Origin of the sequence: Streptomyces sp. ML-6 (assembly GCF_030116705.1) — a bacterium.
In the GTDB taxonomy this organism is placed as follows: domain Bacteria; phylum Actinomycetota; class Actinomycetes; order Streptomycetales; family Streptomycetaceae; genus Streptomyces.
Window position 1 is genome coordinate 1211720 of record NZ_JAOTIK010000001.1, and the last position, 25406, is coordinate 1237125.

A 25406-nucleotide genomic window follows, 5' to 3' on the forward strand; every position below is an offset into this window, starting at 1 on the left:
TCCGGTGGTTCGGCACGCCGAGACGTGTCGCACCAGTGGAGCACGATTCACACGGGGTGTGAACAAAATGCCCGAACCGTCCCGCCGCGCGCCCTGTCGCGCCGGGGCGCGGGTCGGTTGAATCGGTCGCCTCGCAAGAGGCGGACGGGTCGTCTGCTCCCCCTCGTACAGCACGACGACCCGCAACCGCGCCGTCCGTACTGCCGACCTGCCCGGCATTCCGTGGCCGTACGGACGGCGCCGGATCGCACGACCCACTGCCCACGGATCGGAGGGTGGCTACGGGGTCGGCACGGGGCCGGGTCCTCCCCGGGCCGCGCCGGGGCCCGGGTGCGATCCCGCCGCCCGCGAGCACGCAGGAGGGTGCGTCCGGCCGGACGCACCCCTCCTCGCACGGTGCGGTCCCCGCCGCCGGATCACCCGGCGGCGGGGACCGCAGGGCCGTTTCCCGTCACGCGCCCCGCAGCACCGCGCCGGTGCGCTCGGCGGCCAGCGCCACCGCGGCGTCGCGCGCGGCCGTGGCCTCGTCGACGGTCAGCGTGCGGTCCGCGGCACGGAACCGCAGCGCGTACGCCAGGGACTTGTTCCCCGCACCGATCTGCTCGCCGGTGAAGACGTCGAACAGCCGTACCGATTCGAGGAGTTCGCCCGCGCCGTCGCGCAGCGCCCGCTCCACGTCGGCGGCCGGGACGTCCTCCGCGACGACCAGCGCGACGTCCTGGGTGGCCACCGGGAAGGTGGAGATCCGGGGGGCCCGGAGCACGCCGTCGACGGCCTGCTCCAGGACGTCCAGCTCGACCTCCATGGCGCAGGTGCGCTCGGGCAGGTGGAGCTCCTTGACGACCCGCGGGTGCAGCTCGCCGGCATGCCCGAAGAGGGTCTCCTCGCCGTCGACCGTGACGTACAGCGCGGCGCACCGGCCGGGGTGCCACGGCGTGTGCCGGTCACTGCGGACGGTCACCTCGACACCGGCCTCGCGGGCGATCGTGCGGGCGGCCTCGATGGCGTCCGCCCAGTCGGCCGGGCGGCCCTTGCCCCACCAGCCGGCCTGCTCGCGAGCGCCCGCGAGGACGACCGCGGCGCGGCGCGGCTGACGCGGCAGCGAGGCGTCGAGCCCGGCGATCTCCTCGTCGGTGGGACGGCGGTCGACGGGCAGACGCACGGCCTTCGTCTCGGTGCCGGTGGATGGGGTCTCCCCTGCTCGAACGGAGCTGAGAGCTTGGGGAAGGAAGACCAGGCCGGTCTCGAAGAGCGCGAGGTCGTGGCTGCCGCGGCCGTCGTTGCGCCGCAGCGCGCCGAGCAGGCCCGGCAGCAGCGTGGTGCGCAGCGCCGGTTCCTCGTCGGAGAGCGGGTTGACGATCTTGACGGTGCGGCGGCGGTCGTCGTCGGCCTCGAACCCGAGCCGGTCGAGGACGGCGTCGCCGATGAACGGGTAGTTCAGCGCCTCGACGTAACCGGCCCCGGCGAGCGCCCGGCCGATCCTGCGGTGCAGCCGCTGGCGGTCGGTGAGCCCGCGGCCGGAGGGCGGGGTCGGGAGGGTGGACGGGAGGTTCTCGTAGCCCTCCAGCCGGATGACCTCCTCGGCGAGGTCGTTCGGCTCGCCGAGGTCGGGGCGCCAGGACGGCACGGTGACGATCAGCTCGTCCTGCCCGTAGACGTCGCAGCCGACCTCCTGGAGGCGGCGTACGACGGTCTCGCGGCCGTACTCGACACCGGCGACCCGGTCGGGGTGGTTCGCCGGCATCGCGATGGTGCGGGGCGCGGAGGGCGCGCTGACCTCGGTGACGCCGTTCTCGGCGGTGCCGCCGGCCAGCAGCACCAGCAGGTCGACGGTGCGCTGCGCGGCGGCGGCAGCGGCCTGCGGGTCGGCGCCGCGCTCGAAGCGCTTGGACGCCTCGGAGGACAGCTTGTGGCGGCGCGCGGTGCGGGCGATCGAGATCGCGTCGAAGTGCGCGGCCTCGATGACGACCTCGGTGGTCCCGGCGCCCTCCTGGAGGTCGGTGATCTCGGTGTTGGCGCCGCCCATGACGCCCGCGAGGCCGATCGGGCCGCGGTCGTCGGTGATGACCAGGTCCTCGGCGTCCAGGACGCGGACCGTGCCGTCGAGGGTGGTGAGCTTCTCGCCCTGCTGGGCGCGGCGCACCCCGATCGGTCCCTCGATGCGGGTGCGGTCGTAGGCGTGCAGCGGCTGGCCGAGCTCCAGCATCACGTAGTTGGTGATGTCGACGGCGAGCGAGATCGGGCGCATCCCGGCCTTCTGCAGCCTGCGCTGCAGCCAGATCGGGGAACGGGCCTCGGGCTGCAGGCCGACGACGGTGCGCGCGGTGAACTTGTCGCAGCCCAGCGGGTCGGCGACCTTGACCGGGTAGCCGAAGGCGTTCGGCGCGGGCACGTCGAGGAGCGCCGGGTCGCGCAGCGGCAGCCCGTACGCGATGGCGGTCTCGCGGGCGACTCCGCGCATGGAGAGGCAGTAGCCGCGGTCGGGCGTGACGGCGATGTCGAGGACCTCGTCGACGAGCTGGAGCAGCTCGATCGCGTCGGTGCCGGCCTCGTGCTCCGGCGGCAGCACGATGATGCCGTGCGTGCCGTCGTCGCCCATGCCGAGCTCGCCGGTGGAGCAGATCATGCCGTGCGAGGTGCGGCCGTAGGTCTTGCGCGCGGAGATCGCGAAGTCCCCGGGCAGGACGGCGCCGGGCAGGACCACGACGACCTTGTCGCCGACGGCGAAGTTGCGGGCGCCGCAGACGATCTCCTGCGGCTCGCCGGTGCCGTTGGCGTTGCCGACGTCGACCGTGCAGAAGCGGATGGGCTTCTTGAAGCCCTCCAGCTCCTCGATGGTCAGCACCTGCCCGACGACCAGCGGGCCCTTGAGGCCGGCGCCGATCTGCTCGACGGTCTCGACCTCCAGCCCCACGCCGATGAGTTTGGCCTGTACGTCCCGGCCGGTCTCCGTCGCCGGCAGGTCGACGTACTCCCGCAGCCAGGAAAGCGGGACCCGCATCAGATCTCCATCCCGAACGGCCGGGTGAACCGGACGTCACCCTCGACCATGTCTCGCATGTCTTCTACGTTGTGGCGGAACATCAGCATCCGTTCGATGCCGAACCCGAAGGCGAATCCGCTGTACTTCTGGGGGTCGACACCGCAGGCGACGAGCACCTTGGGGTTGACCATGCCGCAGCCGCCGAGCTCGATCCAGCCCTCGCTGCCGCAGGTGCGGCAGGGGCGGTCGGGGTTGCCGACGGACGCGCCGCGGCAGACGTAGCAGACCATGTCCATCTCGGCGGACGGCTCGGTGAACGGGAAGAAGTTCGGCCGCAGCCTGGTCTTCATGTCCGGGCCGAAGAGCGCCTGGACCATGTGGTCGAGGGTGCCCTTGAGGTCGGCCATGGTGAGGCCCTCGTCGACGGCCAGCAGCTCGATCTGGTGGAAGACCGGGGTGTGCGTCGCGTCCAGCTCGTCGGTGCGGTAGACGCGACCGGGGCAGACGACGTAGACGGGGGGTTCCCGGTCGAGCAGGGAGCGGGCCTGGACGGGCGAGGTGTGCGTGCGCAGCACCACACCGGACTCGTCGGTCTTCGCACCGTCGGCGCCCTGGACGAAGAAGGTGTCCTGCATCTGCCGGGCCGGGTGGTCGGGCACGAAGTTCAGGGCGTCGAAGTTGAACCACTCCGCCTCGGCCTCGGGGCCCTCGGCGACCTCGTAGCCCATGGCCACGAAGACGTCCGCGACGCGCTCCATGAAGGTCGTCAGCGGGTGGCGGGCACCGGCCGGGGTGCGGTCGTAGGGCAGCGTGACGTCCACCGCCTCCTCGACCAGCACGCGGGCGTCCCGCTCGGCCTCCAGCTCCGCCTGGCGGGCGGCGAGGGCCTTGTTCACGGCCCCGCGGGCCTGGCCCACGCGCTTGCCCGCCTCGGCCTTGGCCTGCGGCGGCAGTGCGCCGATCTCGCGGTTGGCGAGCGCGAGGGGCGAGGTGCCACCGGTGTGCGCGGTCTTCGCCTGGGCGAGCGCGTCGAGGTCACCGGCGGCGGCGAAGGCGGCGAACGCCTCGTCCCGCATGCGCTCGATCTCTTCCGGTTTCAGTGCCTCGACCTCGACTGGGTCGTACGACTTGTTCGGTGCCGACATCTCTTCCCGTGCTTCCGATTGGCTGGCTGATGCTCTGAACCGGGTACGCCCCGGACCCCGCGGCCCCGCTGCTCGACGGCAGGCGGACACAAAGGTGCCAAAAGTCGAGTCTAAGGGCCGTGGAACGTGTGAGAGGCCCGTGGGCTGCTCAGACCAGGTAGGCCGGCGTGCTCACGGGCAGGATAAATCGGAACTCCGCCCCGCCGTCGGGGCCGCGGCCGACCGTGATCGTGCCGCCGTGCGCCTCGACGATGCCCTTGACGATGTAGAGGCCCAGTCCGGTGCCGCCGCGCTTGCTCCCCCGCCAGAAGCGGGTGAAGACACGGCCCATCGACTCCTCGGGGATGCCGGGGCCTTCGTCGCTCACGGTGACGGACGTTCCCTTCTCGTCGCTCTTCGCGGGTGCGGGTGCGACTTCGATGGTGACGGTTCCCTCGCCGTGGCGCACCGCGTTTTCCAGCAGGTTGCCGAGCACCTGGTCGACCTTGTCCGGGTCGGCCCAGACCACGGGCAGCGGCTGGCAGGTGCGCACGAGGAAGCGGTCGGGGGTCTGGCCGTTCGCGGTGAGGGCCTGGACGTGGCGTTCGACGGCGGCGGAGAGGTCCACGGGCTGCCGTCGCAGCTCCAGCCGTCCCGAGTCGATCCGGGAGATGTCGAGCAGCTCGGTGATGAGCCGGGTGACGCGGTTGGCGTCGGCGTCGACGGTCTCCAGCATCAGGCGCTTCTGGTCGTCGGTGAACCGCTCCCACTTGGCGAGGAGGGTCGCGGTGAAGCCCTTGACCGAGGTCAGCGGGGAGCGCAGCTCGTGGGCGACGGTCGCGATCAGCTCGGCGTGGCTGCGTTCGGTGCGGCGGCGGGCCTCGGTGCCGCGCAGCGAGACGACCAGCCGGCGCACGGGGCCGGTGGGGTGCTCGCGCACGTACCGGGCGGAGACCAGGACCTCCCGGCCGCCGGGCAGCAGCAGATTGCGCTCGGGCTGGCCGACCCGGGTGGCGAGGCCGCCGTACGGATCGGTCAGCGCCCACCAGCGGCGGCCCTTGAGGTCCTCCAGCGGCAGGGCCTGTTCCAGGGGGCGGCCGAGGGCGGCGTCGCGGGGCACGGCCGTGATCCGGACCGCGGCGGAGTTGAAGCAGACGACCCGGCCGTTCTCGTCGGCGACGACGAGGCCGTCGGGCAGGTCGTCGGGGTCCACGCCGATGCCGGTGGTGACGAGGTCCGACTCCCCGGCCGGCTCGTCCGCCCCACCGGGGCGTTCGCATCCGCGCACGACTGCGGTGTGCGTCTCGCGCGGCCTGCTCATGCCGACAGCCATATCCCGTACCCCACCTCTCGAACCGGTGCAGTGGGCCCCCGAGTTCGCCACCCTACTAGTCGTCGGTGACGGAGCGACACCCTGCGGGGGCGCACTGCTGCGGTCCGCAGTCCGGCGGGTGCGGCACGAGCGCCGCCGGACAGCGCCCCCGGTGCGCCCGTGATCCCGGGCGCCCGCCCGCGCACGCCCCCTCGGGCGTTCCGGAAGCGCCTCTCCCGCTTTGCCTTTGCGGGGCGGTGCAGGAAGCGGCAACGGGGCCCGCCCGGCCCTGGTGGGGCCCGGCGGGCCCCGGAGGGCCGTGCGGTGGTCCGTCAGCGGCGCGGGCGCTGGGCCCTTGCGGAGGCGTACAGGCAGACGGCCGCGGCGGTCGCCAGGTTGAGGCTCTCCGCCTTGCCGTGGATGGGCACCCGTACGACGGCGTCGGCCAGCGCCCTGGTCTCCTCCGGCAGGCCCCACGCCTCGTTGCCGAAGATCCAGGCGGTCGGGCCGCCCATGGTCCCCGCGTCGAGCTCGTCGTCGAGGTCGTCGGCGCCCGCGCCGTCGGCGGCGAGGATCCGCACGCCCGCCTCCCGCAGCCCCCGCACGGCCTGCTCGACCGGGACGCCGACGGCGACCGGCAGGTGGAAGAGCGAGCCGACCGAGGCCCGGACCGACTTGGGGTTGTAGAGGTCCACCGAGGCGTCGGTGAGCACGACGGCGTCGGCGCCCGCGGCGTCGGCGCAGCGCAGCACCGTGCCCGCGTTGCCCGGGTCGCGCACGTGGGCCAGGACGGCGACCAGCCTGGGCTTCGCGGCGAGGATCTCGTCGAACGGCGAGTCGAGGAAGTGGCAGACCCCGATCAGGCCCTGCGGGGTGACGGTCTGGGACACGTCGGCGAGCACGTTCCCGTCGGCGAGGTGCACCCGGGCGCCGGCCGCGCGGGCGGCGGCGACGATGTCGGCGTACCGCTCGGCCGCCTCGACGGTGGCGAACAGTTCGATCAGGGTCGGCCCGCCGTCGCTGCCGCGGTGCTCGGCGGCCTCCCGCACGGCCTGCGGCCCCTCGGCGATGAACCTGCGCTCCTTGCCGCGGAAGTTGCGCTTGGCCAGCCGTCGGGCGGCGGCGACGCGCGGCGATCGCGGGGAGATCAGTTCGGGGGTGCCCATGGTCGGCGGCGGGCCTCTCTGCGTACGGGGCTGGCGGGTACGGGAACGGCGGACGGACGTGCGGGAGGTGCGGGAGCGATGGACGGACGTGCGGGACGTGCCGTGCAACGCACCGGACCCGCAGACGACGGGCGCCTGCGGGTCCGGCTCGGAAAAGCAGGAAGTGCTACCTGGGTCAGGCGGCCTTCGGGGCGTTGACGTCGCTCGGGAGGGCCTTCTGGGCGACCTCGACGAGGGCGGCGAACGCGTTGGCGTCGTTGACCGCGAGCTCGGCCAGGATCTTGCGGTCCACCTCGATGTTGGCGGCCTTCAGACCCTGGATGAGGCGGTTGTACGTCATGCCGTTCTGGCGGGCAGCGGCGTTGATGCGCTGGATCCACAGCTGACGGAAGTCGCCCTTGCGCTTCTTGCGGTCGTTGTAGTTGTAGACGAGGGAGTGGGTGACCTGCTCCTTCGCCTTGCGGTACAGACGGGAGCGCTGGCCCCGGTAGCCGCTGGCCTGCTCGAGGATCGCCCGACGCTTCTTGTGAGCGTTTACTGCCCGCTTGACGCGTGCCACTTGTTAACTCCTTGTAGCGGGGCCGTGGTTGGACTCACACGGCCCGGAAACGAATTGGTCCCGGTCTGAAGTCGAGGTCGCCGCCCCCGGGCGCGCCGGGGACCGCGGACTCACTTGCCGAGAAGCTTCTTGACCTTCTTGGCGTCGGCCGGGGCCAGCTCGACCGTGCCGGTCAGCGAGCGGGTCTTCTTGGACGACTTGTGCTCAAGAAGGTGGCGCTTGCCGGCGCGCTCACGGAGCACCTTGCCGGAGCCGGTGATCTTGAAGCGCTTGCTGGCACCGCTGTGCGTCTTGTTCTTCGGCATCGCGCCGTTCTCTCCTCGTCAGTGGCGCCCCTCTCGGTGCGGGCACCGGACAGCAGGGGCGTCAGATCTTGATGGGAATCCCGGGGGGACCCGGGGCCGCCTGGATGGCGACCCCCGGGGTCACGCCTCGGAAGGTGTCTCGGGCTGCGTGTCGGCAGCCTGGTCCGCTGCGGCGTCGGGGGTGGAACCCTGACGCCCCGCCTTGCGGGCGGCCTGGGCCTCACGGGCCTCGGCCATCGCCTCGGTCTTCTTCTTGTGCGGGCCCAGAACCATGATCATGTTCCGGCCGTCCTGCTTCGGGTTGGACTCGATGAAACCGAGTTCCTCCACGTCCGAAGCCAGACGCTGGAGCAGACGGAAGCCCAGCTCGGGGCGGGACTGCTCACGACCACGGAACATGATCGTGATCTTGACCTTGTCGCCCTGCTTGAGGAACCGGACGACGTGACCCTTCTTGGTGTCGTAGTCGTGCGGGTCGATCTTCGGCCGGAGCTTCATCTCCTTGATGACCGTGTGCGCCTGGTTCTTGCGCGCCTCACGGGCCTTCATGGCCGACTCGTACTTGAACTTCCCGTAGTCCATGAGCTTGCACACGGGCGGACGGGCGGTCGCCGCCACCTCGACCAGGTCGAGGTCGTACTCCTGCGCGAGTTCCAGGGCCTTGGCAAGCGGAACAATCCCGACCTGCTCGCCGCTGGGACCGACAAGTCGCACCTCGGGAACGCGAATCCGGTCGTTGATGCGGGGCTCGGCGCTGATGGATCCTCCTCGGTAGCACCACGCGGCGGCCTGGCGGACAGCCACGTAACGTCTGTTTCATTGGGACCAACCGCACACGGGCAAGAAAAATGCCCCGGACGGGACACAGGCGGGGCTCCTGGAACAACCGGAACACCGCCGCGGTCAACCGCGGGGCGCATTGGGCGGTCCCATCGTCCGTACGGAACGATGGTCACCGCCTGACCGGATGACCCGCCGTCCGCGAGGACGGCCAGGTGGGAGATCGGAGCCTCCACTTGCGGGCCGGACACATAGCTGTCCAGCCGGTCGTCACACCAGGCTAGCAGCTCCCCGGTGCGCGCACCAACCGGCCGTCGCCCCGCTCCCGCGGACGGGACGGGTCCGGTGGGGGCCTATCGTATGGCGCATGAGTGACGCGACCCCCACCAGTGATTCCCCCGGCTTCGACGACATGGCCCGCGACATCGCGGAGGTGCCCGCGGTCGAGGTGATCGTGACGGTCGCGGTCAATCTGATGAGCGCCGCCGCCGTGAAGCTCGGACTGACCGAGGACGGCGCCGACCACAAGGACCTCGACGAGGCCCGCAAGCTGGTGCACGCGCTGGCCGGTCTGCTGGACGCGAGCGCCACCGAGATCAGCTCCTTCCACGCGGCCCCGCTGCGCGACGGGCTGAAGTCGCTGCAGCTCGCGTTCCGCGAGGCGTCCCTCGTCCCGGACGAGCCCGGCCAGGGCCCCGGCGAGAAGTACACCGGCCCCGTCTTCGGCTGAGCCCGCGCCCCTGCTCCTTTCACACATGTGAGCCCCGCCCGAGGGCGGGGCTCACATGTTTCGTGCGGCAGGACCGGGCGGGGCCGGGGGCGGCACGGGGCGGGGTTGTCCGGTTCCGCCTCCCGTCCGTGGTCAGCGGGTGAACAGGGGCTCGTTCGGTGCGGCCGCGTCGGCCGGAAGCAGCGCCAGGTCCAGGCCGTGCACCAGCCGGGCGCGCAGCACCTCGTCGGCGGCCAGCGTCCCCGCGACCCGGCGGGCGACGTCGGCGGGGTCCGTACCGGGCGCGAGGACGAGGGCGAGGGTGCCGTCGGCGGAGCCGGGGCCGAGGTGGGCGCGGAGCACCGCGGGCTCGGCGGCGACCGCGGCCCGCACCGCCGAGGTGACGGCGGGGTCGTCCAGCGGGTCGGCGCTGGTGCGGCCCTCGGCGAGGGCGAGCAGCGCGGAGCCGGTCAGTTCGAACGCGACCGGGCCCGCGAGGTCGAGGACGACCGTGTCCGCCTTCTCGTGCGCGGCGGCCTGGAGCGCCTGGTGGAGGGGGACGGCGACGGGGCGGGCCTGCGGGTCCCAGCGGGCCAGGGACTCGGTCGAGGTGAAGGCGGGCAGGGCCCGGCGGCCGCCCGCCTGGAGGGTGGGGACGGCCATGTCGCTCGTCTTCTCGCGGCGCAGCCCGCCCCCCCGTCTCCCACCACCGCCCTTGCCGGACGCTCCGCGGCTCGCCTCATCGTCCTCCTCCACCTCGCCGAGCACGGCGACGACCGGGACCAGCAGCCGGGTGCCCCTGAGTGCTTCGAGCACCGGGCCGACCGCCTTTCGGTCCGCGGCCCACGCGGCGAGTGCCGCGGTCAGGGCCGGGTCGGCCGTGCCGTCGTCGTCGGAGTAACCGGGGTCCGGAATGTTCTTCAGCGCCACAGGGCGAGCGTAGTCCCTGGCCCTTCCCGTCCCGGCGACGGGTCGGACCGGCCGTTCCGGGCAGCCGCTGCCGAGCCCTCCGGGAGCGGGCGAGAGGGAATCCGGTGGGGCGGTCGGCGGGTGGTCAGTACCGGGCGGTGGCCGGGCCGCGGCCCCTGCCGCGCCAGAGCACCACGGCCAGGGCCAGCAGGAGCGCGCCGAGGGCGCCCGCACCGGCGGCGAGCCAGCCCGCGGGGATGTTCTCGTGCCGCGCCGGGCTGGGGCCGGGGCCGAAGTACTGCTTGCGGTACCCGGCCCCGGCCCGCAGGTCGGCGGGGCGGAGCTTCGCGCCGGCCTCGATCGCCGCGACGGGGTCGACGATGCCGTACCCCCGGGCGTCGTCGCGGCCGGACGCCGGGGAGCTGCGGGCGGTGTCCGTGAGCAGCTTCTTGACCTGGGCGGGCGTCAGGTCCGGGTGCGCGGCGCGGACCAGCGCGACCGCGCCCGAGACGAACGCGGCGGCGGCGGAGGTGCCCCACTCCACGTAGTACTGGCGGTCGGGCGCGGCGACGACGATGTCGACGCCGGGGGCGCTGACCGTGGCGTACCAGCGACGGGTGGAGAACGCGGCGTGGGTGCCGTACCGGTCGACGGCGGTGACCGCTATCACCCCGGGGTAGGCGGCGGGGTACGAGATGTGGTCGCCCTTCTCGCCGCCGTTGCCCGCGGAGGCGACGACGACGGCCCCCTTCTTCAGCGCGTACTGGATGGCCGCGTCCTCGCCCGGCTCGGGGTGCGCGGACTTGCTGTCGTCGCCGAGCGAGAGGTTGATGACGTCGGCGCCCTGGTCGGCGGCCCAGCGGATGCCGTCGGCGAGGGCCGTGCCGCGCGACTTGCGGGCCTTGGAGCGGGCCGGGTCGGAGGCTTCGAGGATCACCCGGACCGGGAGGATCTTCGCCTCCGGCGCGATGCCGAGCACCCCCTCGTCGCCGCCCGCCCCGTGGCCGCGCCCCGCGATGATGCCCGCCATCGCCGTGCCGTGCCGGGCCCAGGAACGGTCGCCGCGGCCGGCGCCGAAACCGATCATGTCCTTGCCGGGCAGCACCTGTCCGGCCAGGTCGGGGAGGCTGCCGTCGACCCCGGTGTCGACCACGGCGACGGTGATCCCCTTGCCCTTGGTGGTCCGCCACGCCTGTTCGGTGTGGAGCGCCTGCAGCCCCCACTGCTGGTCCCGGATGGCGTCGGCCCGGGCCGGTGCGGCGGGCAGGAGCGCCAGCGCGGTGGCGGCGCAGATCGCGCCCAGAGCACGGTGTCGACGGGTGCGGCGGCTCATTCCGGCTTCTCCGTGAGGTCGGTGACGGCCCGGCGCAGGCCCCGCTCGATCCGGTCGGCGATGCCCTTGGCCTCGTGGCCGAGTCCGGCCTGCGCCGCCGCGGTGGTCGCCTTCGGGTCCATGGCCTTCGCCGCGGGCTGCGGATCGGTGACGGCGCGTCCGTCGGCGAAGCCCGAGACGGCGAACACGACGACGGGCACCTCGGTCAGTACGTGGACGGTCCAGCTGGCGCGCTGCCGGTCGCCGAACCCGGCGGCGACGGTGCCCCGGACGGGGTACGTGCGGGGCATCAGGTCGGTGCGCCGGTCGAGGCGCTGGTCGGTGAAGCGGGTGCCGAGCGCCCGCATGGCCGCCGCGTCGCCCTCGGTGAAGATCACCCCGACGGTGGTGACGCTGCTGCTCGTGGCGTCGGTGTAGGTGGCCCGGAGCATCCGCTCGCAGCCGACCGGGCCGAGCGTCCTGGCCAGCAACGGGTCCAGCGCCTTCGTGCAGCCGCCGTCCGGGGCGACGGCGAGCCGGGTCCAGACCCGGTCGGCGCCGCCGGGGCCCGCCCCGTCGCCGGCCAGGGTGCGCGGGAAGAGGGTGTCCACGGGAACGTTGTGCCAGGCGGAACGGCCCACGGCGTAGGTGCTGCGGGCGGCAGGGTCGGCCGAGGAGTCGCTGGTGAGCCAGGTGCCGGTGGCCGCACCGCCGATCAGCCCGAGGCCGAGCACGACGCAGACCGCCGCGGCCGCGGTCCGGGCGGGGTGGCGGGTGCGGATCGGGCGCAGCCGGGTGGTGGTCTCGGCGGGCGTCTCGGGGCGCGGGCCGTAGTACGGCTGGGGCTGGCGGTACGGGTACGGGGGCGGCACGGGCGGCGGACCCGACCCCGGGCGCGGGGTGAGGTCCACGGCACCGACGGGCCGACGCCGGGTCGCGGCGGGCGGCTGCCCGGGGTGGGGCGGGGCGACGGCCGCCGGGGGCACGGGGGCGCCCGGAGCGGGCGCGGGAGGCATGGGTACGCCCTGGCCGGGGACCAGGGGCGGGCTCGGAGCGGGGGCCGGGGGCACGGGCCGGAGCCGGGCCGTGGTCTCCACTGGCGGAACGGCCGTCGCGGATGGGACGGCCGGGGCGGGCGGGACGGCCGTGGCAGGTGGGCCGGCCGGGGCGGGCGGCGGCGGGGTCGCCGGGCGCGGCGGAACGGGCGCGGGGGCCGGGTGCACGGGGTTCGTGTCCTGCACCGGGGCTGCCGTCCCCGCCCCGGGAGCGGGCGCGGAGGCGGGAGCGGGCGCGGGCGCCGCGGGACCTGTCTCCCGTACCGGAGTGGCGGGGCCCGACTCCCGGGCCGGGGATGCCGGGTCCGCCGCCCCTGCCGGGGGTGCCGCCTCCGGTTCGCGGGCGGCGGGGGTCGGAGGCACCGGGTTCGTGTCCTGGGCCGGGGGCGTGGGGCGGGGAGGGACAGGGGCCCGCTGCGCCTCGGTACTCATCCGCCCCCCTGATCCCGTTCCGTACCGTGCGCGGATCGGCATCACAGGCAGGCCCGTTCGATTGCCGCTGAATTGCCGCGTGTCCGTCACTCTACGGGGTGGGGCACCCCTGGCGGGAGCAGGCCGCCCGACCCCGGATGATCTGCGCAGATCGTCCCCGGGGACCGAGCCGCGCGCGGGCCGGGCCGTCCGGTGGCACCGGTCCGACCGGGATGCGGAACAGCCCTTACCCATGGGTACGGCCGTCTGGCAAGCTGCGGCCATGACTGCCCGTGCCGCTGACCGGACCCGGTACAACCGGGCCACCGCCCACCTGGACGCCCCGATCGCCGTCGTCGATCTCGAGGCGTTCGACGCCAATGCCGATGACCTCGTCCGGCGGGCCGCCGGAAAGCCGATCCGGGTGGCCAGCAAGTCGGTGCGCTGCCGGGCGCTACTGGAACGGGTGCTCGCGCGGCCCGGTTTCGCCGGGATCATGTCGTTCACGCTCGCCGAGTCGCTGTGGCTGGCGCGGGCCGGTTTCGACGACGTGCTGCTGGCCTATCCGACGGCCGACCGGGCCGCCCTCGCGGAACTGGCCGGCGACCCGAAGCCGGCCGCCGCGGTGACGGTGATGGTGGACGACGTCGCGCAGCTGGAGCTGATCGACGCGGCGCGGGCGGGCGGGCGCGAGGAGATCCGGGTCTGTCTGGAACTGGACACCTCGCTCCGGCTGCTCGGCGGCCGGTTCAGGGCCGGCGCCCTGCGTTCCCCGCTCCGCTCCCCCGCCCAACTGGCCGACCTGGCGCGCTCCGTGGCACGCAGGCCGGGTTTCCGGCTGGTCGGCCTGATGGCGTACGAGGGGCACATCGCCGGGGTCGGGGACTCGCTCGCGGGCCGGCCGCTGCGGTCCCGGGCGATCCGGCTGATGCAGGCCGCGGCTCGCAGGGAACTCGCCGCGCGGCGGGCCGAGGTGGTGCGTGCGGTACGGGCGGTGGCCCCGGACCTGGAGTTCGTGAACGGCGGCGGCACCGGCAGTGTGCAGCACACGGCGGCCGAGCGCGCGGTGACCGAGGTCGCGGCCGGGTCGGGGCTCTACGTGCCCCGGCTGTTCGACAACTACACGTCGTTCACGGCCCGTCCGGCCGCGCTGTTCGCCCAACCCGTGGTGCGCAGGCCCGGGGTGGGGGTGGTGACGGTCCTCGGCGGCGGTTATCCGGCGTCCGGCCCCGCGGGGCCGGACCGGCTGCCCGTCCCGTATCTGCCGGAGGGGCTGCGCTACGACCCGCAGGAGGGGGCGGGCGAGGTGCAGACCCCGCTGCTCGGCGCCCCGGCCGACGATCTGCTGATCGGCGACAAGGTGTGGTTCCGGCACGCGAAGGCCGGTGAACTGTGCGAGCGCTTCGACGAGTTGCAGCTGATCGAGGGCGACCGGGTGACCGCGACCGTGCCGACGTACCGGGGCGAGGGCCGGACGTTCCTCTGATTCCCCCGGCTCGGTCGGCCGAGCGGTCCGGTGGCGGGTCAGGGGCCGACCGAGCTGCCCACGCCGCCGCTCGTCGCGCTGTCGCCGATCGGCCGGATGCCCTTGGTGATGGTGTCCATGAGCGGGAGCGCCGGCCCGTCGGCACCCGCGTCGAAGGCGCAGCGCACGATGACCAGCGTCTCGCTGCCGACCGTGGACGGGAAGACGAGCGACTGCACGTAACCGCCGGGCCCCTTGCCCGTTTCGACCCGCCAGCGCACCCGGTAGCCGGTGCGTCCGGCGACGCTCACGGACTCGGAGACGAGCTCCTCGTGGGAGGTGATGCCACCGTGGATCCGGTTGCCGATGAAGTCCTTCTCGTAGGCGCTGTCGGCCGCGGCGGTGATGTCCTGCTTGGCGAGTTCCTCGGCGGAGGTGATGTCCGTGGCGCTCGCGGTGCGGCTGGTCACCGTGCCGTGGTAGCAGAAGCGGCTGGAGTCGCCGGGGCACCGGTAGGAGTCGACGGTGCGCATCGTGAGGACCTTGTCGACGGTCCGCTCGGGCCTCTCCCAGCCGTCGGGGATGGGCAGGGTGATGCCGTTGAGCTGGTCGACGAGGACCTTCGGGTCGTCCTCGGCCGGTGGGTGGTCGGGGGACGGGGTGTCCGTCGCGGTCGCGGTCGCGGTGGGCTGCGGCGCGGAGCTGCTCGGGCCGGCCTTCGGGGTGTCGTCTCCCCCGCGCAACAGGAGCGCCCCGGTGACGGTCGCACCGACGACCACCAGTCCGGCGACGGCGAGGGCGACGATCCGGGTGGTGCCGGAGCCGCCTCCGGAGGCCCCACCGGTTCGCACGAGCGTCTCACCACCGGGCGGCACCGGTGGCCCGAACTGCTGGGCGGGCGGCCCGAATTGTTGCGGAGCGGAAGCGGCCGGGCGGGTCTGCGCGGTCCATGCCGCGCCGTCCCACCAGCGTTCGGTGCCCGGTATCGCGGCCTCCGGATACCAACCGGGCGGTGTCGCGTTGCTCATCCCCCCACTCTAGGGTTCGGCCATCGGCGGAAGTCCGCCGATCGCCGGTCCGCCATTTCTCCGTGCAACCACGGGACTTAAGGTGTGGTGGCAGACCATTGATCGAAAGGAAGACGAGGCGTGGCCGGGGAGAGCGAGTTCATCGACCGTCTGTTGCCGGTGCTGCGACCCGTCCGCGCCGGGAACGGCTTCGAGGAGGCACTGGAGCAGATCCTCCAGGTGGTCAGGCTGGAGCTGGTGCCCGGCGGCGGGCGGCTGCCGCCCGAGCGCGACCTCGCCGAGCTGCTGGGGATCAGCCGGGTCACCCTGCGCGAGGTGCTGAAGGTCCTCCAGGACCAGGGCCTGGTGGAGAGCAGGCGCGGCCGGTACGGCGGCACGTTCGTGCTGGCGCGCACCGGCAGCGCCGGCGAGGACGAACTGCGCCGGAGGGGGGCCGCCGTCGACATCGAGGACGTACTGCGCTTCCGCGAGGTGCTGGAGGCCGGGGCGGCCGAACTGTGCGCCGCGCGGGGGCTCGACGGAGAGGGCGCGGACCGGCTGCGCGCGGCCCTGACGGCGACTCACGAGGCACCCCTGGCCGACTACCGCAGGCGCGACACCCTGCTGCACCTGACCCTGGCCGAGCTCTCCGGTTCCGCGTCGCTGACCACGCAGTACGCGGCCGTCCGGGCCGCCCTGAACGACCTGTTGGACTGCATACCGCTGCTGGTGCGGAACCTGGAGCATTCGCAGCACCAGCACACGAGCCTCGTCGAGGCGATCCTGGACGGGGACGCGGAGGCCGCGCGCGCGGTGATGCGCGAACACTGCGCGGGCACGGCCGCACTCCTGCGCGGGTTCCTGACCTGAACCGGACCGGCGGCCGGTTCGCCCCGGGCCCTTGTGCGGAGCCCCGGGGGAAGTAAAGGTATCCACGTCGACCTTTGAATCCTTGGGACCGCCTCCGCCCCCGCGGGCGGCCGACCGGAGGGACCGCCGTGCCCGATCCTCTCGCCCATCCCGTGCCCGAACCCCTCATCGGCATCACCACCTATCTGGAGCCCGTCGCCCGTTGGGGCGTCTGGGAGCTGCCCGCCGCTCTCCTGCCGGCCGGGTACCCGCGCATCGTCCAGCGGGCCGGCGGCCTGGCCGTGATGCTCCCGCCGGACGACCCCGGCCGGGCCGGGACGACGGTGGCCAGGCTGGACGGGCTCGTGATCGCGGGCGGGGCCGACGTGGACCCCGCCAGGTACGGCGCGGAGCGCGACCCCAGGTCCGGTCCGCCCGTGCGGGAGCGGGACGACTGGGAGCTGGCCCTGATCCGGGCGGCCCTGGAGTCCGGCACCCCGCTGCTCGGCATCTGCCGCGGCATGCAGCTGCTCAACGTGGCGCTCGGCGGCACCCTGGTCCAGCACCTCGACGGCCACGCCGGCCCACCGGGCACGACCGGTGTCCTCGGCACGCACCGGGTGACGCCGGTGCCGGGGACGCGCTACGCGTCGGTGGCGCCCGAGCCGTGCGACGTACCCACCTACCATCACCAGTGCGTGGAGCGGCCGGCGCCGGGCCTGGTGATCGGCGCCCATGCGGCGGACGGCACGGTCGAGGCGGTCGAACTCCCGGGATCTCCTTGGGTGTTGGGGGTTCAGTGGCATCCCGAGATGGGCGACGACCCACGGCTGCTGGAGGCACTGGTGGCCGCCGCGACGGCCCGGACGGCGGTCGGGGAGCGGGTGCCGTGACCGGCGGCGGCCCGGGCGGTGCCGGGAATCCGGTGCCGTGACCGGCGGCGGCCCACCGGCCGCCCCGCCCCGCCGATCGCCTCGTCAGCCGTCCCCGTCCCGCCCCCTCAGTCGTCCCGTGCCGTCAGGGACAGCAGGTCGCGGGCGGGGCCCGTCGGGCGGTGGCCCGAGGGCCACACCGCGCGCAGCTGGCGCCGCAGACGCACGCCGGCGACCGGGATCTTGACCAGGCGCCGCGAGGACAGCTCCTCGCCCAGGGCGAGTTCGCTCAGGACGCACGGCCCGGCACCGCTCTCCGCCGCGCCCTTCACCGCCGTGGTGGAGGAGAGTTCGAGCAGCGGCGGGGCGAGGCCGCCGTGCACGGCGAGGGCCGCGCCCAGCACCTGGCGGGTGCCGGAGCCGTGTTCGCGCAGGATCAGCGGGGTCGCGGCGAGTTCCCCCGGCGCCAGGGGGGCGCGGCGGCGGGCCCAGGGGTGGGAGGGGGCGACCACGACGACGAGGCGGTCGTGGGCGACGACCGTGCCGTCGAGCCCCTCCGGCACGGACAGGCCCTCCACGAATCCGAGGTCCGCCTCGCCGACGAGCAGCCGCCCCGCGACGGCCGCCGAGTTCCCGGCGAGCAGCGAGACGGCGGTGTCCGGCCGTTCGGCGCGCAGCGCTATCAGCCAGCCCGGCAGCAGGTACTCGGCGATGGTCATGGAGGCGGCGACCCGCAGCCGCGAGTCCCGCCGGTCGCGCAGCGCCTGGGCGCCCGCGTCGAACGCCTCGGCCGCCTCGACGATCCTGCGCGCCCAGTCGGTGACCAGGGCGCCCGCGTCGGTGAGCCGGGAGCCGCGCGGGGAGCGGTCCAGCAGGGCCACGCCGAGCTGCCGCTCCATGGCCCGGATGCGGCTGCTGGCGGCGGGCTGGGTGACGCCGACGTCCCGCGCCGCGCGCCCCAGGCTGCCGTGCCGGGCGACGGCGAGCAGGAGCTCCAGCGCCCCGAGGTCGGGGACCCGGTGGGACAGCGGGGGCGGAACACGCGCTTCACCGGACATAAAGCCAGCTTATGACCTCATAGAAACGGAGTCCCTGGTGGGGTCGTGCCCCTGCGGAAAAAATCGTTGGCATGGCCACCATTCCGCGGACGCAGCAGTCCCCCGCCCCGTACCCGACCACTCCCCGCCTGCCCTCCCTGCGGTATCTCGGCCCCAACTGGTACGCCGCCGTCATGGGCACCTCGATCGTCGCGAGCGCGGGGGTCGCGCTGCCCGTGCACGTACCGGGGCTGCGGACCTTCTGCACGTTCGTGTGGGTGCTCTCGGCGATCGCCCTCGCCGTACTGCTCACGGCCCGCGCCGGGCACTGGATCGCCCATCGCGACCAGGCCCGCAGCCACCTGCTCGACCCCGCCGTGGCCCCGTTCTACGGCTGCCTCTCGATGGCGCTGCTGGCGGTCGGCGGCTCCTCGCTCGCGGTGGGCCGGGATCTCGTCGGGGAGTCGGCGGCCCTGGCGCTGGACGTGGTGCTGTACACGGCGGGCACGGTGATCGGTCTCGTCGCAGCGGCCGCGATCCCGTACCTGATGGTCGTGCGCCACCGGATCGAGCCGGGGAACGCCTCTCCGGTGTGGCTGCTCCCGGTGGTGGCGCCGATGGTCTCCGCGGCGCTGGGTCCGCAGCTGGTGCCCCATCTGCCCGCCGGGCAGTGGCGGGAGGCGATGCTGCTGGCCTGTTACGCGATGTTCGGCCTGAGCCTGCTGGCCACGCTGGTGATGCTGCCGCTGGTCTTCGCCCGGCTCGTCCACCGGGGGCCGCTGCCGCTCGCGCTGACGCCCACGCTGTTCCTGGTCCTCGGTCCGCTGGGGCAGTCGACGACCGCGGTCGGTCAGATCGCCGACGCGGCGCCGGGGGCGGTCCCGGAGCCGTACGTCGCCGGGTTCGAGATGTTCGCCGTGCTGTACGGGGTGCCGGTGATGGGGTTCGCACTGCTGTGGCTGGCCCTGTCCGCGGCGCTGGTGGTGCGGGCCCTGCGCAACGGCATGACCTTCGCCATGACGTGGTGGGGCTTCACCTTCCCCGTCGGCACCTGTGTCACGGGCGCCGCGGGCCTGGCCCGGCACACCGGCCTCACGGCGTTCACCTGGCTGGCCGTCGCCCTGTACCTGCTGCTGGTGACCGCGTGGGCGGTGGCCGGGGTCAGGACGCTGCGCGGACTGTTCGGCGGAGTGCTGCTCGCAGCACCGCAGGGGCCCGCACCAGTGACGGCCCGTACCACGTGAGGTACCGCCCGTCGACGAGCGCGGCGGGCAGCGCGGGGAAGGCCTCGGGTCCGTCGGTCGCGGTGAAGCGGTACGGCTCGTCGGGCAGCACCACCAGGTCGGCGCCCGCCGCGTTGAGCCGGTCGAGGGGGATGCGGGGGTAGCGCTCGGCGTGGTCCGCGTGGACGTTCGCCACGCCGAGCCGGGCCAGCAGGTCCCCGGCGAAGGTGTCGCGGCCCAGCACCATCCACGGCCTGCGCCAGATGGGAACCACCGCGCGGCGGGGTGCCGAGGGGGTCGGGAGCGCGGCCCAGGCCGCCTCCGCCTCGTCCAGCCAGCGCGGCCGGGACCGGCCGCAGGCGGCCAGGACGCGGGCGAGTTCCGTGAAGGCCCCGTCGAGGGTGCGGATCTCCGTGACGAGCACCTCGGTCCCGGCGGCCCGGAGCGCGGCGATGTCGGCGGCCCGGTTCTCCTCCTCGTTGGCGAGGACGAGGTCGGGGCGGAGGGCGAGGACCGTCGCCACGTCGGGGTTCTTGGTCCCGCCGATCCGGGCGGCGGTCAGGCCTGCCGGGTGGGTGCACCAGTCGGTGACGCCGACCACCCGGCCGGGGTCGGTGGTGGCGACGGCCTCGGTGAGCGAGGGCACCAGGGAGACGACGCGCACAGGGGCCTCCGGTCAGCGCCGCGGGTCGAAGGTGGCGTCGATGTGCTCGGCGACCGAGACGACCAGCAGCCGGGTGCCGGGCTCCGTGGCCCGCCAGCGGTGCCGCACCCCGCCGGACAGGAACAGCGTGTCGCCCTCTTCCAGCCGGTACGCCTGGCCCTCGGCCTCCACCTCGACGCCGCCCCGGGTCACGTACATCACCTCGTCGTTGCGGTGCTGGAACTCGCGTCCGAGGTCGATCTCCCCGGTGAACTCCAGGGCGCTGAGCTGGTGGCGTCCGCGCACCACCCGGCGCACCCCGTCGTCCCCGCCCGCGCGCACCACGTCGACGGCGCGCGCCGAGTCCGCGGCGGCGCGCAGCCGTGCCGTGGTGGTCTCCAGGGCTTCGGCGACCAGGTCCAGGGACCGGGCGCTGGGCCGGGCCCGCTCGTTCTCGATCTGGCTGAGGAACGGCACGGACAGGCCGCTGCGCCCGGCGACCACGGCCAGCGTGAGCCCCAGGGACCTGCGTCTGCGGCGGACCGCGGCACCCACGCGGAGTGCTTCCTTCTCGTCCATGTCCGGCTCCCTCCCGACTCGCCATCCTTCCGGTTGCCGACGCGTTACGCACACCGTTGCACAAGTCGGCCCGTCGATGAACACCGAGGCAGCGGGAAGGGGTGGATACCGCCATCGGCGGTATCCACCCCTCCGGGTGCTTCCGGGCCCTACTGCGGGGCCATCTTGTCCGCGATGCCCGGGTTCTTCGCCATCCAGGCCTTCACGGCCTCCTCCTCGTGGCCCGTGCCGAGCTTCTGGATCTGGTTCTCCAGGCCGGCGAGCTGGTCCTCGCTCAGCTCGAATGCCTTGAACCACTTCGTCAGCCGCGGGTACTGCTCCGGGAAGTCCTTGGACGCGATGGTGTGCAGCCGGTCGCCGTCACCGAAGGCCTTCTCGGGGTCCTTCAGCTTGGTCATGTCGTACTCGCTGTACGCCCAGTGCGGCGTCCAGAGCAGCACCGCGACGGGCTCCTTCTTGGCGTACGCGCGCTTCAGCTCGGCGAGCATGCCGGGCGTCGAGGAGTCGAGGACCTCGTACTCCTCGTCGAGGCCGTACGCCGGCAGCACGTTCTTCTTGAGGTTCTCCATCGTGGCGGTGCCCGGCTCGATGCCGACGATCCGGTTCTTGAACCGCGAGCCCTTGCCCTTGAGGTCGGCGAGGGACTCGACGTCCTTCACGTACGAGGGCACCGCGACTTCGATCGACGTCGGGCCGTACCACGAGCCGAGGTCGGTGAGCCGGGAACCGTACTTGTCCCAGTAGTTCTTCTGGGTGTACGGCAGCCAGCCGTCGAACTGCACGTCGATCTGGCCGCGGGACATCGCGGTGTACATCGGGCCGACCTCGAACTGCTTGAGGTTGATCTTGTAGCCGCGCTCCTCCAGGACCGCCTTCCACAGGTACGTGGCGGCGATGTCCTCCTCCCAGGGGAACCAGGCCATCTCGACGGGGCGGTCGCGCTCGTCCTTGCCGTTCTTCTTCCCTGCGGCCTTCGCCCCGGTGACCGGGGTCCACTCGTCGGCGACGCCCGGGTTGGCCTTCAGCCAGGTGCGGACGGCCTCCTGCTCCTTGCCGGAGCCGGCCTTCTGGATCTCCGCCTCCAGGCTGGTGAGCTGGTCCTCGCTCATCTTGAAGTTCTTGAGCCAGCGGCCGACCTCGGGGTGGTCGGCGGAGAAGCCCTTGCGGGCCAGGGTGTGGATGCCGTCGCCCTTGCCCCAGAGGTTCTTGGGGTCCTTGAGCTTGGTGAGCTCGAACTGGTTGTACGCCCAGTGCGGCGACCAGAGCGGGACGACGATGGGTTCCTTCTTGGCGTAGGCGCGCTTCAGCTCGGCCAGCATCGAGGGCGTGGAGCCGTCGATGACCTTGTACTCCTCGTCCAGGCCGTAGCCCGGCAGGATCTTGTCCTTGAGCAGGCCCGTCTCACCGGCGCTCGGCTCGATGCCGACGATCCGGTTCTTGAACTGCGAGCCCTTGCCCTTGAGGTCCTCCAGGGACTTGACGTCCTCCAGGTACGCCGGGACGGCCAGTTCCAGCGAGGTGGGGCCGTACCAGGAGCCCATGTCCTCCAGCTTGTCCTGGTACTTCTTCCAGTAGCTGGCGTGCGTGACCGGGAGCCAGGAGTCGGTCTCGAAGTCGATCTGGCCGTTGGCCATGCCGGTGTAGAGCGCGCCGGCCTCGTATTGCTTGACGTCGACCTGGAAGCCGCGCTGCTCCAGCATCTCCTTCCAGAGGAAGGTGGAGGCGATGCCCTCGTCCCACGGGATGTACCCCATGCTGATCTTCTTGCCGGCGCCGACGTCCGAACCGTCGGCGGCGGTGTCCTTGTCCGAACCGGACGAGCCGAAGATCCCCATGCCGCCCGCAACGAGCGCGAGGACGACGATGCCGACGACCGCGACCACGGGCTGCGGGCGGTGGTTCCAGGGCTTGGGGCCGCCGGCCATCGACTGCGCCTTGGCGAGCGCGCGACGGGCGAGCGGGGAGACCTCACGGCCGAGCGCGCCGGTCATCCGGTCCAGGTACATCGCCACGATGACGATGGAGATGCCCGCCTCGAAGCCGAGGCCGACGTCCACGTTGCCGATGGCGCGGTAGACGGCGCCGCCGAGGCCGCCGCCGCCGACCATGCCGGCGATGACCACCATGGACAGGCCCAGCATGATGACCTGGTTGATGCCCGCCATGATCGTGGGCAGGGCGAGCGGGAGCTGGACCCGCAGCAGGGTGTTGCGCCGGGTGGTGCCGAACGCCTCGGCCGCCTCGACGAGCTCGCCGTCGACCTGGCGGATGCCGAGTTCGGTCATCCGGACGCCCGGGGGCAGCGAGAAGATGATGGTGGCGATGATGCCGGGGACCACGCCGACGCCGAAGAAGATGACGCCGGGGATCAGGTAGACCATGGCGGGCATGGTCTGCATGAAGTCCAGGACCGGGCGGGTGACCGCGCTGACGGCCTTGGAGCGGGACGCCCAGATGCCCAGCGGTACGGACAGCACCAGGGCGATGATGGTCGCGACGAGCACCAGGGTGACGGTGTCCATCGCCTCGTCCCACAGCTCGACGGAGTCGATGAGGGCGAATCCGACGAAGGCGAGTACGCCCGCGAGCAGACCGCGCAGCCACCAGGCGATGACGGCGACGATGCCCGCGAAGAGCAGCGGGGCGGGGGCGGAGAGCACGGCGGCTATGCCGTCGAACATGCCGCTGACGACGGAGCTGATCGCGTCGAACAGCCAGGCCAGGTGGGTCTGCAGCCAGTCGACGGCCGAGTCGACCCAGTCACCGAGAGGGAGCCTAAACACTGGCCACCTTCTTCGTGCCGGTCGCGCCTGCCGGGATGTCCTTCGGGGCCTCGGCGGGGATCATCGGTTCGCCGAGGACGGCGAGCAGCCGGGCGCGCGGGACGACGCCGACGAGCTTGCCCTTGGCGTCGGTCACGGCGACCGCGACCCCGCTCTGCGAGCAGGGCGTGAAGAGCTCGGCGATCGGGGTGGACTCGGTGACGGTGGCCGGGGCGGCCGCGATCACGTCGGCGGCGTTGCGCAGTTCCTTGCCGTCGTCCGTGCTGGTGCCCATGACGGTGTGCGGCTCGGCCATGATGGCGCCGGCGGTCAGCACCCGGGTCCGGTCGACGTCCTGGGTGAAGGAGGCGACGTAGTCGTTGGCCGGGGTGACGAGGATGTCCTCGGCGGTGCCGAGCTGGACGATCCGCCCGTCGCGCATCACGGCGATGCGGTCGCCCAGGCGCATGGCCTCGTTGAGGTCGTGGGTGATGAAGACGATGGTCTTCTTCAGCCGCTTCTGCAGTTCGAGCAGCTGGTCCTGCATGTCGCGGCGGATCAGCGGGTCGAGCGCGCTGAAGGACTCGTCCATCAGCAGCAGGTCGGCGTCGGTGGCCAGGGCGCGGGCCAGGCCGACGCGCTGCTGCATGCCGCCGGAGAGCTCGTCGGGCCAGGACTTCTCCCAGCCGGCGAGGCCGGTCAGCTCCAGCGCCTCGGCGGCGCGCTTCTCGCGCTCGGCACGCGGCACGCCCTGCACTTCGAGGCCGTACGCGGCGTTCTCCAGCACACTGCGGTGGGGGAAGAGCGCGAAGTGCTGGAACACCATGCTGATCTTCGAGGAGCGGACGTGCCGCAGCTCGGCGGGGCTCAGGGCGGTCAGGTCCTGCCCGTCGAACAGCACGCGCCCGGCCGTGGGCTCCAGAAGTCCGTTGAGCATGCGCAGCAACGTGGACTTGCCGGACCCGGACAGACCCATCACGACGAAGATCTGCCCCGGCTCGACGGCGAACGAGGCGTCGATCACCGCTGCGGTCGTTCCGTCGGAGCGCAGCTCGTCACGGTCGGCGCCGTCCTCGAGCCTTCGCACTGCTTGATCGGGTCGTCTGCCGAACACCTTGTACAAGTGCTCGGCCTGCAGCCTTGACACATACACCTCGCGGGTTGAACCGAAAAACGGTCTGCCACCCCCTCCGGCAGACCGTGGAGCGACGCGGATCCGGTCCGCACGGCACGCGCATTGGTTGAAATCGCTACGTGATCCGCTCCGGCTGCGCGCCTGCCCCCGCTCACCCGACCCAAACGCAAGAGTGATCCAGGTCACGTTTCCGTGTCCGGTGCCCCGGCCCGTCCTCCCCCGGCGTCCGCGGCGGGCGGTGTCGGTGGGGTGCGGCATCATCGGGGTGTGACGCGACGCCTGATGCTCCTCGACACCGCCTCCCTCTACTACCGCGCCTACTTCGGGGTCCCCGACTCGGTGCGCGCCCCGGACGGCACGCCGGTCAACGCCGTGCGCGGTCTGCTCGACTTCATCGCCCGCCTGGTGCAGGACCACCGGCCGGACGACCTGGTCGCCTGCATGGACGCCGACTGGCGGCCGCACTGGCGGGTCGAGCTGATCCCCTCGTACAAGGCGCACCGGGTCGCGACGGAGACCGCCGGGGGCCTGCCCGACGAGGAGGAGACCCCCGACACCCTGGCCCCGCAGGTGCCGGTGATCGAGGACGTGCTCGACGCCCTGGGCATCGCCCGGGTCGGCGTCGCGGGCTACGAGGCGGACGACGTGATCGGCACGCTCACCGGCCGGGCCACCGGGCCCGTGGACATCGTCACCGGCGACCGCGACCTCTACCAGCTGGTCGACGACGCCCGCGGGGTGCGGGTGCTCTACCCGCTGAAGGGGGTCGGCTCGCTCCAGCCGACGGACGGGGCGTGGCTGCGGGAGAAGTACGGGGTGGACGGCTCCGGGTACGCGGACCTGGCCCTGCTGCGCGGCGACCCGAGCGACGGGCTGCCGGGCGTCCCGGGTATCGGCGAGAAGACCGCGGCGAAGCTGCTGGACGCCTTCGGCGATCTGGCCGGGGTCATGGCCGCCGTCGACGACCCGGGCTCGGCGCTGACCCCGTCGCAACGCAGGCGGCTCGACGAGGCGCGGGAGTACGTGGCCGTCGCGCCGAAGGTGGTCCGGGTCGCGGGCGACGTGCCCCTGCCGGAGTTCGACCCCGCACTGCCCGCCGCGCCGCGCGACCCCGCCGCGCTGGAGGACCTCGCGAAGCGGTGGGGGCTGGGGGGTTCGCTGCAGCGCCTGCTCTCCACTCTGCACGGATGAGGTGTTAGGTTAGGTAAA

At 73.2% G+C, this 25406-nt stretch carries 22 protein-coding genes; 6 read left to right on the forward strand and 16 right to left on the reverse strand.

The window, feature by feature from the left end; all coding sequences use genetic code 11:
- Window positions 1-451: 451 nt before the first annotated feature.
- The 7 genes from pheT to infC all read right to left on the reverse strand — a co-directional run bounded on the left by pheT (window position 452) and on the right by infC (window position 8253).
- Window positions 452-3001, reverse strand: a complete 2550-nt coding sequence (pheT, locus tag OCT49_RS05320) for a phenylalanine--tRNA ligase subunit beta (RefSeq protein ID WP_283850737.1) — start codon at window positions 2999-3001, stop codon at window positions 452-454.
- Window positions 3001-4128 carry a phenylalanine--tRNA ligase subunit alpha gene (gene pheS / locus OCT49_RS05325; protein WP_283850738.1) on the reverse strand — a complete coding sequence of 376 codons (1128 nt, stop codon included), beginning with the start codon at window positions 4126-4128 and terminating at the stop codon, window positions 3001-3003. Before pheS ends, pheT begins: the two co-directional genes overlap by 1 nt.
- 148 nt (window positions 4129-4276) lie before the next feature.
- Window positions 4277-5440, reverse strand: coding sequence for a sensor histidine kinase (locus OCT49_RS05330; RefSeq protein ID WP_283850739.1), 1164 nt, complete (start codon window positions 5438-5440; stop codon window positions 4277-4279).
- A gap of 311 nt (window positions 5441-5751) precedes the next feature.
- Window positions 5752-6585: a TrmH family RNA methyltransferase gene (locus OCT49_RS05335; RefSeq protein WP_283850740.1), complete on the reverse strand. Its 834-nt coding sequence runs from the start codon at window positions 6583-6585 to the stop codon at window positions 5752-5754.
- 175 nt (window positions 6586-6760) lie between these two features.
- Window positions 6761-7144: a 50S ribosomal protein L20 gene (rplT, locus tag OCT49_RS05340; protein WP_018103794.1), complete on the reverse strand. Its 384-nt coding sequence runs from the start codon at window positions 7142-7144 to the stop codon at window positions 6761-6763.
- Window positions 7145-7254: 110 nt separating this feature from the next.
- On the reverse strand, window positions 7255-7449 hold the full coding sequence (gene rpmI / locus OCT49_RS05345) for a 50S ribosomal protein L35 (RefSeq protein WP_114243588.1): 195 nt from the start codon (window positions 7447-7449) through the stop codon (window positions 7255-7257).
- A gap of 120 nt (window positions 7450-7569) precedes the next feature.
- The gene (gene infC / locus OCT49_RS05350) at window positions 7570-8253 is read right to left on the reverse strand and encodes a translation initiation factor IF-3 (protein ID WP_283850741.1); all 684 of its coding nucleotides are present in this window, start codon (window positions 8251-8253) and stop codon (window positions 7570-7572) included.
- Between the two features lie 343 nt (window positions 8254-8596).
- On the opposite strand from infC, the gene OCT49_RS05355 reads away from it, so the two are divergent.
- Window positions 8597-8959 (forward strand): DUF1844 domain-containing protein, encoded by a 363-nt coding sequence (locus tag OCT49_RS05355; protein ID WP_283850742.1) that lies wholly within the window; start codon window positions 8597-8599, stop codon window positions 8957-8959.
- Window positions 8960-9091: 132 nt separating this feature from the next.
- Here the strand turns inward: OCT49_RS05355 and OCT49_RS05360 are convergent, their stop codons facing one another.
- The 3 genes from OCT49_RS05360 to OCT49_RS05370 form a co-directional block, all read right to left on the reverse strand.
- Window positions 9092-9868, reverse strand: coding sequence for an SseB family protein (locus tag OCT49_RS05360; RefSeq protein ID WP_283850743.1), 777 nt, complete (start codon window positions 9866-9868; stop codon window positions 9092-9094).
- Between the two features lie 124 nt (window positions 9869-9992).
- The gene (gene mycP, locus OCT49_RS05365; RefSeq protein WP_283850744.1) at window positions 9993-11180 is read right to left on the reverse strand and encodes a type VII secretion-associated serine protease mycosin; all 1188 of its coding nucleotides are present in this window, start codon (window positions 11178-11180) and stop codon (window positions 9993-9995) included.
- Window positions 11177-12070, reverse strand: coding sequence for a hypothetical protein (locus tag OCT49_RS05370; RefSeq protein ID WP_283855672.1), 894 nt, complete (start codon window positions 12068-12070; stop codon window positions 11177-11179). The genes mycP and OCT49_RS05370 overlap by 4 nt, the downstream gene beginning before the upstream one ends.
- A gap of 838 nt (window positions 12071-12908) precedes the next feature.
- Between OCT49_RS05370 and OCT49_RS05375 the strand changes: the two genes are divergently transcribed.
- On the forward strand, window positions 12909-14111 hold the full coding sequence (locus OCT49_RS05375) for an amino acid deaminase/aldolase (protein ID WP_283850745.1): 1203 nt from the start codon (window positions 12909-12911) through the stop codon (window positions 14109-14111).
- Between the two features lie 38 nt (window positions 14112-14149).
- On the opposite strand, the gene OCT49_RS05380 is transcribed toward OCT49_RS05375, so the two are convergent.
- Window positions 14150-15118 carry a DUF2510 domain-containing protein gene (locus OCT49_RS05380; protein ID WP_283850746.1) on the reverse strand — a complete coding sequence of 323 codons (969 nt, stop codon included), beginning with the start codon at window positions 15116-15118 and terminating at the stop codon, window positions 14150-14152.
- 120 nt (window positions 15119-15238) lie between these two features.
- On the opposite strand from OCT49_RS05380, the gene OCT49_RS05385 reads away from it, so the two are divergent.
- Window positions 15239-15967, forward strand: a complete 729-nt coding sequence (locus OCT49_RS05385) for a FadR/GntR family transcriptional regulator (RefSeq protein ID WP_283850747.1) — start codon at window positions 15239-15241, stop codon at window positions 15965-15967.
- 152 nt (window positions 15968-16119) lie between these two features.
- A complete protein-coding gene (locus tag OCT49_RS05390) occupies window positions 16120-16839 on the forward strand; it encodes a gamma-glutamyl-gamma-aminobutyrate hydrolase family protein (protein WP_283855673.1) in 720 nt (239 codons plus the stop codon).
- A 107-nt stretch (window positions 16840-16946) separates the two neighbouring features.
- Here the strand turns inward: OCT49_RS05390 and OCT49_RS05395 are convergent, their stop codons facing one another.
- Window positions 16947-17876, reverse strand: a complete 930-nt coding sequence (locus tag OCT49_RS05395) for a LysR family transcriptional regulator (RefSeq protein WP_283850748.1) — start codon at window positions 17874-17876, stop codon at window positions 16947-16949.
- A gap of 71 nt (window positions 17877-17947) precedes the next feature.
- Between OCT49_RS05395 and OCT49_RS05400 the strand changes: the two genes are divergently transcribed.
- On the forward strand, window positions 17948-19099 hold the full coding sequence (locus tag OCT49_RS05400; RefSeq protein ID WP_283850749.1) for a TDT family transporter: 1152 nt from the start codon (window positions 17948-17950) through the stop codon (window positions 19097-19099).
- Here the strand turns inward: OCT49_RS05400 and OCT49_RS05405 are convergent.
- From OCT49_RS05405 to OCT49_RS05420, 4 genes are all read right to left on the reverse strand, one after another.
- The gene (locus OCT49_RS05405) at window positions 19017-19742 is read right to left on the reverse strand and encodes a helical backbone metal receptor (protein ID WP_283850750.1); all 726 of its coding nucleotides are present in this window, start codon (window positions 19740-19742) and stop codon (window positions 19017-19019) included. The two genes, OCT49_RS05400 and OCT49_RS05405, sit on opposite strands and share 83 nt — an antisense overlap.
- Window positions 19743-19754: 12 nt before the next feature.
- Window positions 19755-20300 (reverse strand): helix-turn-helix domain-containing protein, encoded by a 546-nt coding sequence (locus OCT49_RS05410; protein WP_283850751.1) that lies wholly within the window; start codon window positions 20298-20300, stop codon window positions 19755-19757.
- Between the two features lie 149 nt (window positions 20301-20449).
- A complete protein-coding gene (locus OCT49_RS05415; RefSeq protein ID WP_283850752.1) occupies window positions 20450-23083 on the reverse strand; it encodes an ABC transporter permease/substrate binding protein in 2634 nt (877 codons plus the stop codon).
- Window positions 23076-24176 (reverse strand): quaternary amine ABC transporter ATP-binding protein, encoded by a 1101-nt coding sequence (locus OCT49_RS05420; protein ID WP_502963448.1) that lies wholly within the window; start codon window positions 24174-24176, stop codon window positions 23076-23078. Before OCT49_RS05420 ends, OCT49_RS05415 begins: the two co-directional genes overlap by 8 nt.
- Window positions 24177-24479: 303 nt before the next feature.
- Between OCT49_RS05420 and OCT49_RS05425 the strand changes: the two genes are divergently transcribed.
- Window positions 24480-25388, forward strand: coding sequence for a 5'-3' exonuclease (locus OCT49_RS05425; RefSeq protein ID WP_283855674.1), 909 nt, complete (start codon window positions 24480-24482; stop codon window positions 25386-25388).
- Window positions 25389-25406: the final 18 nt, after the last annotated feature.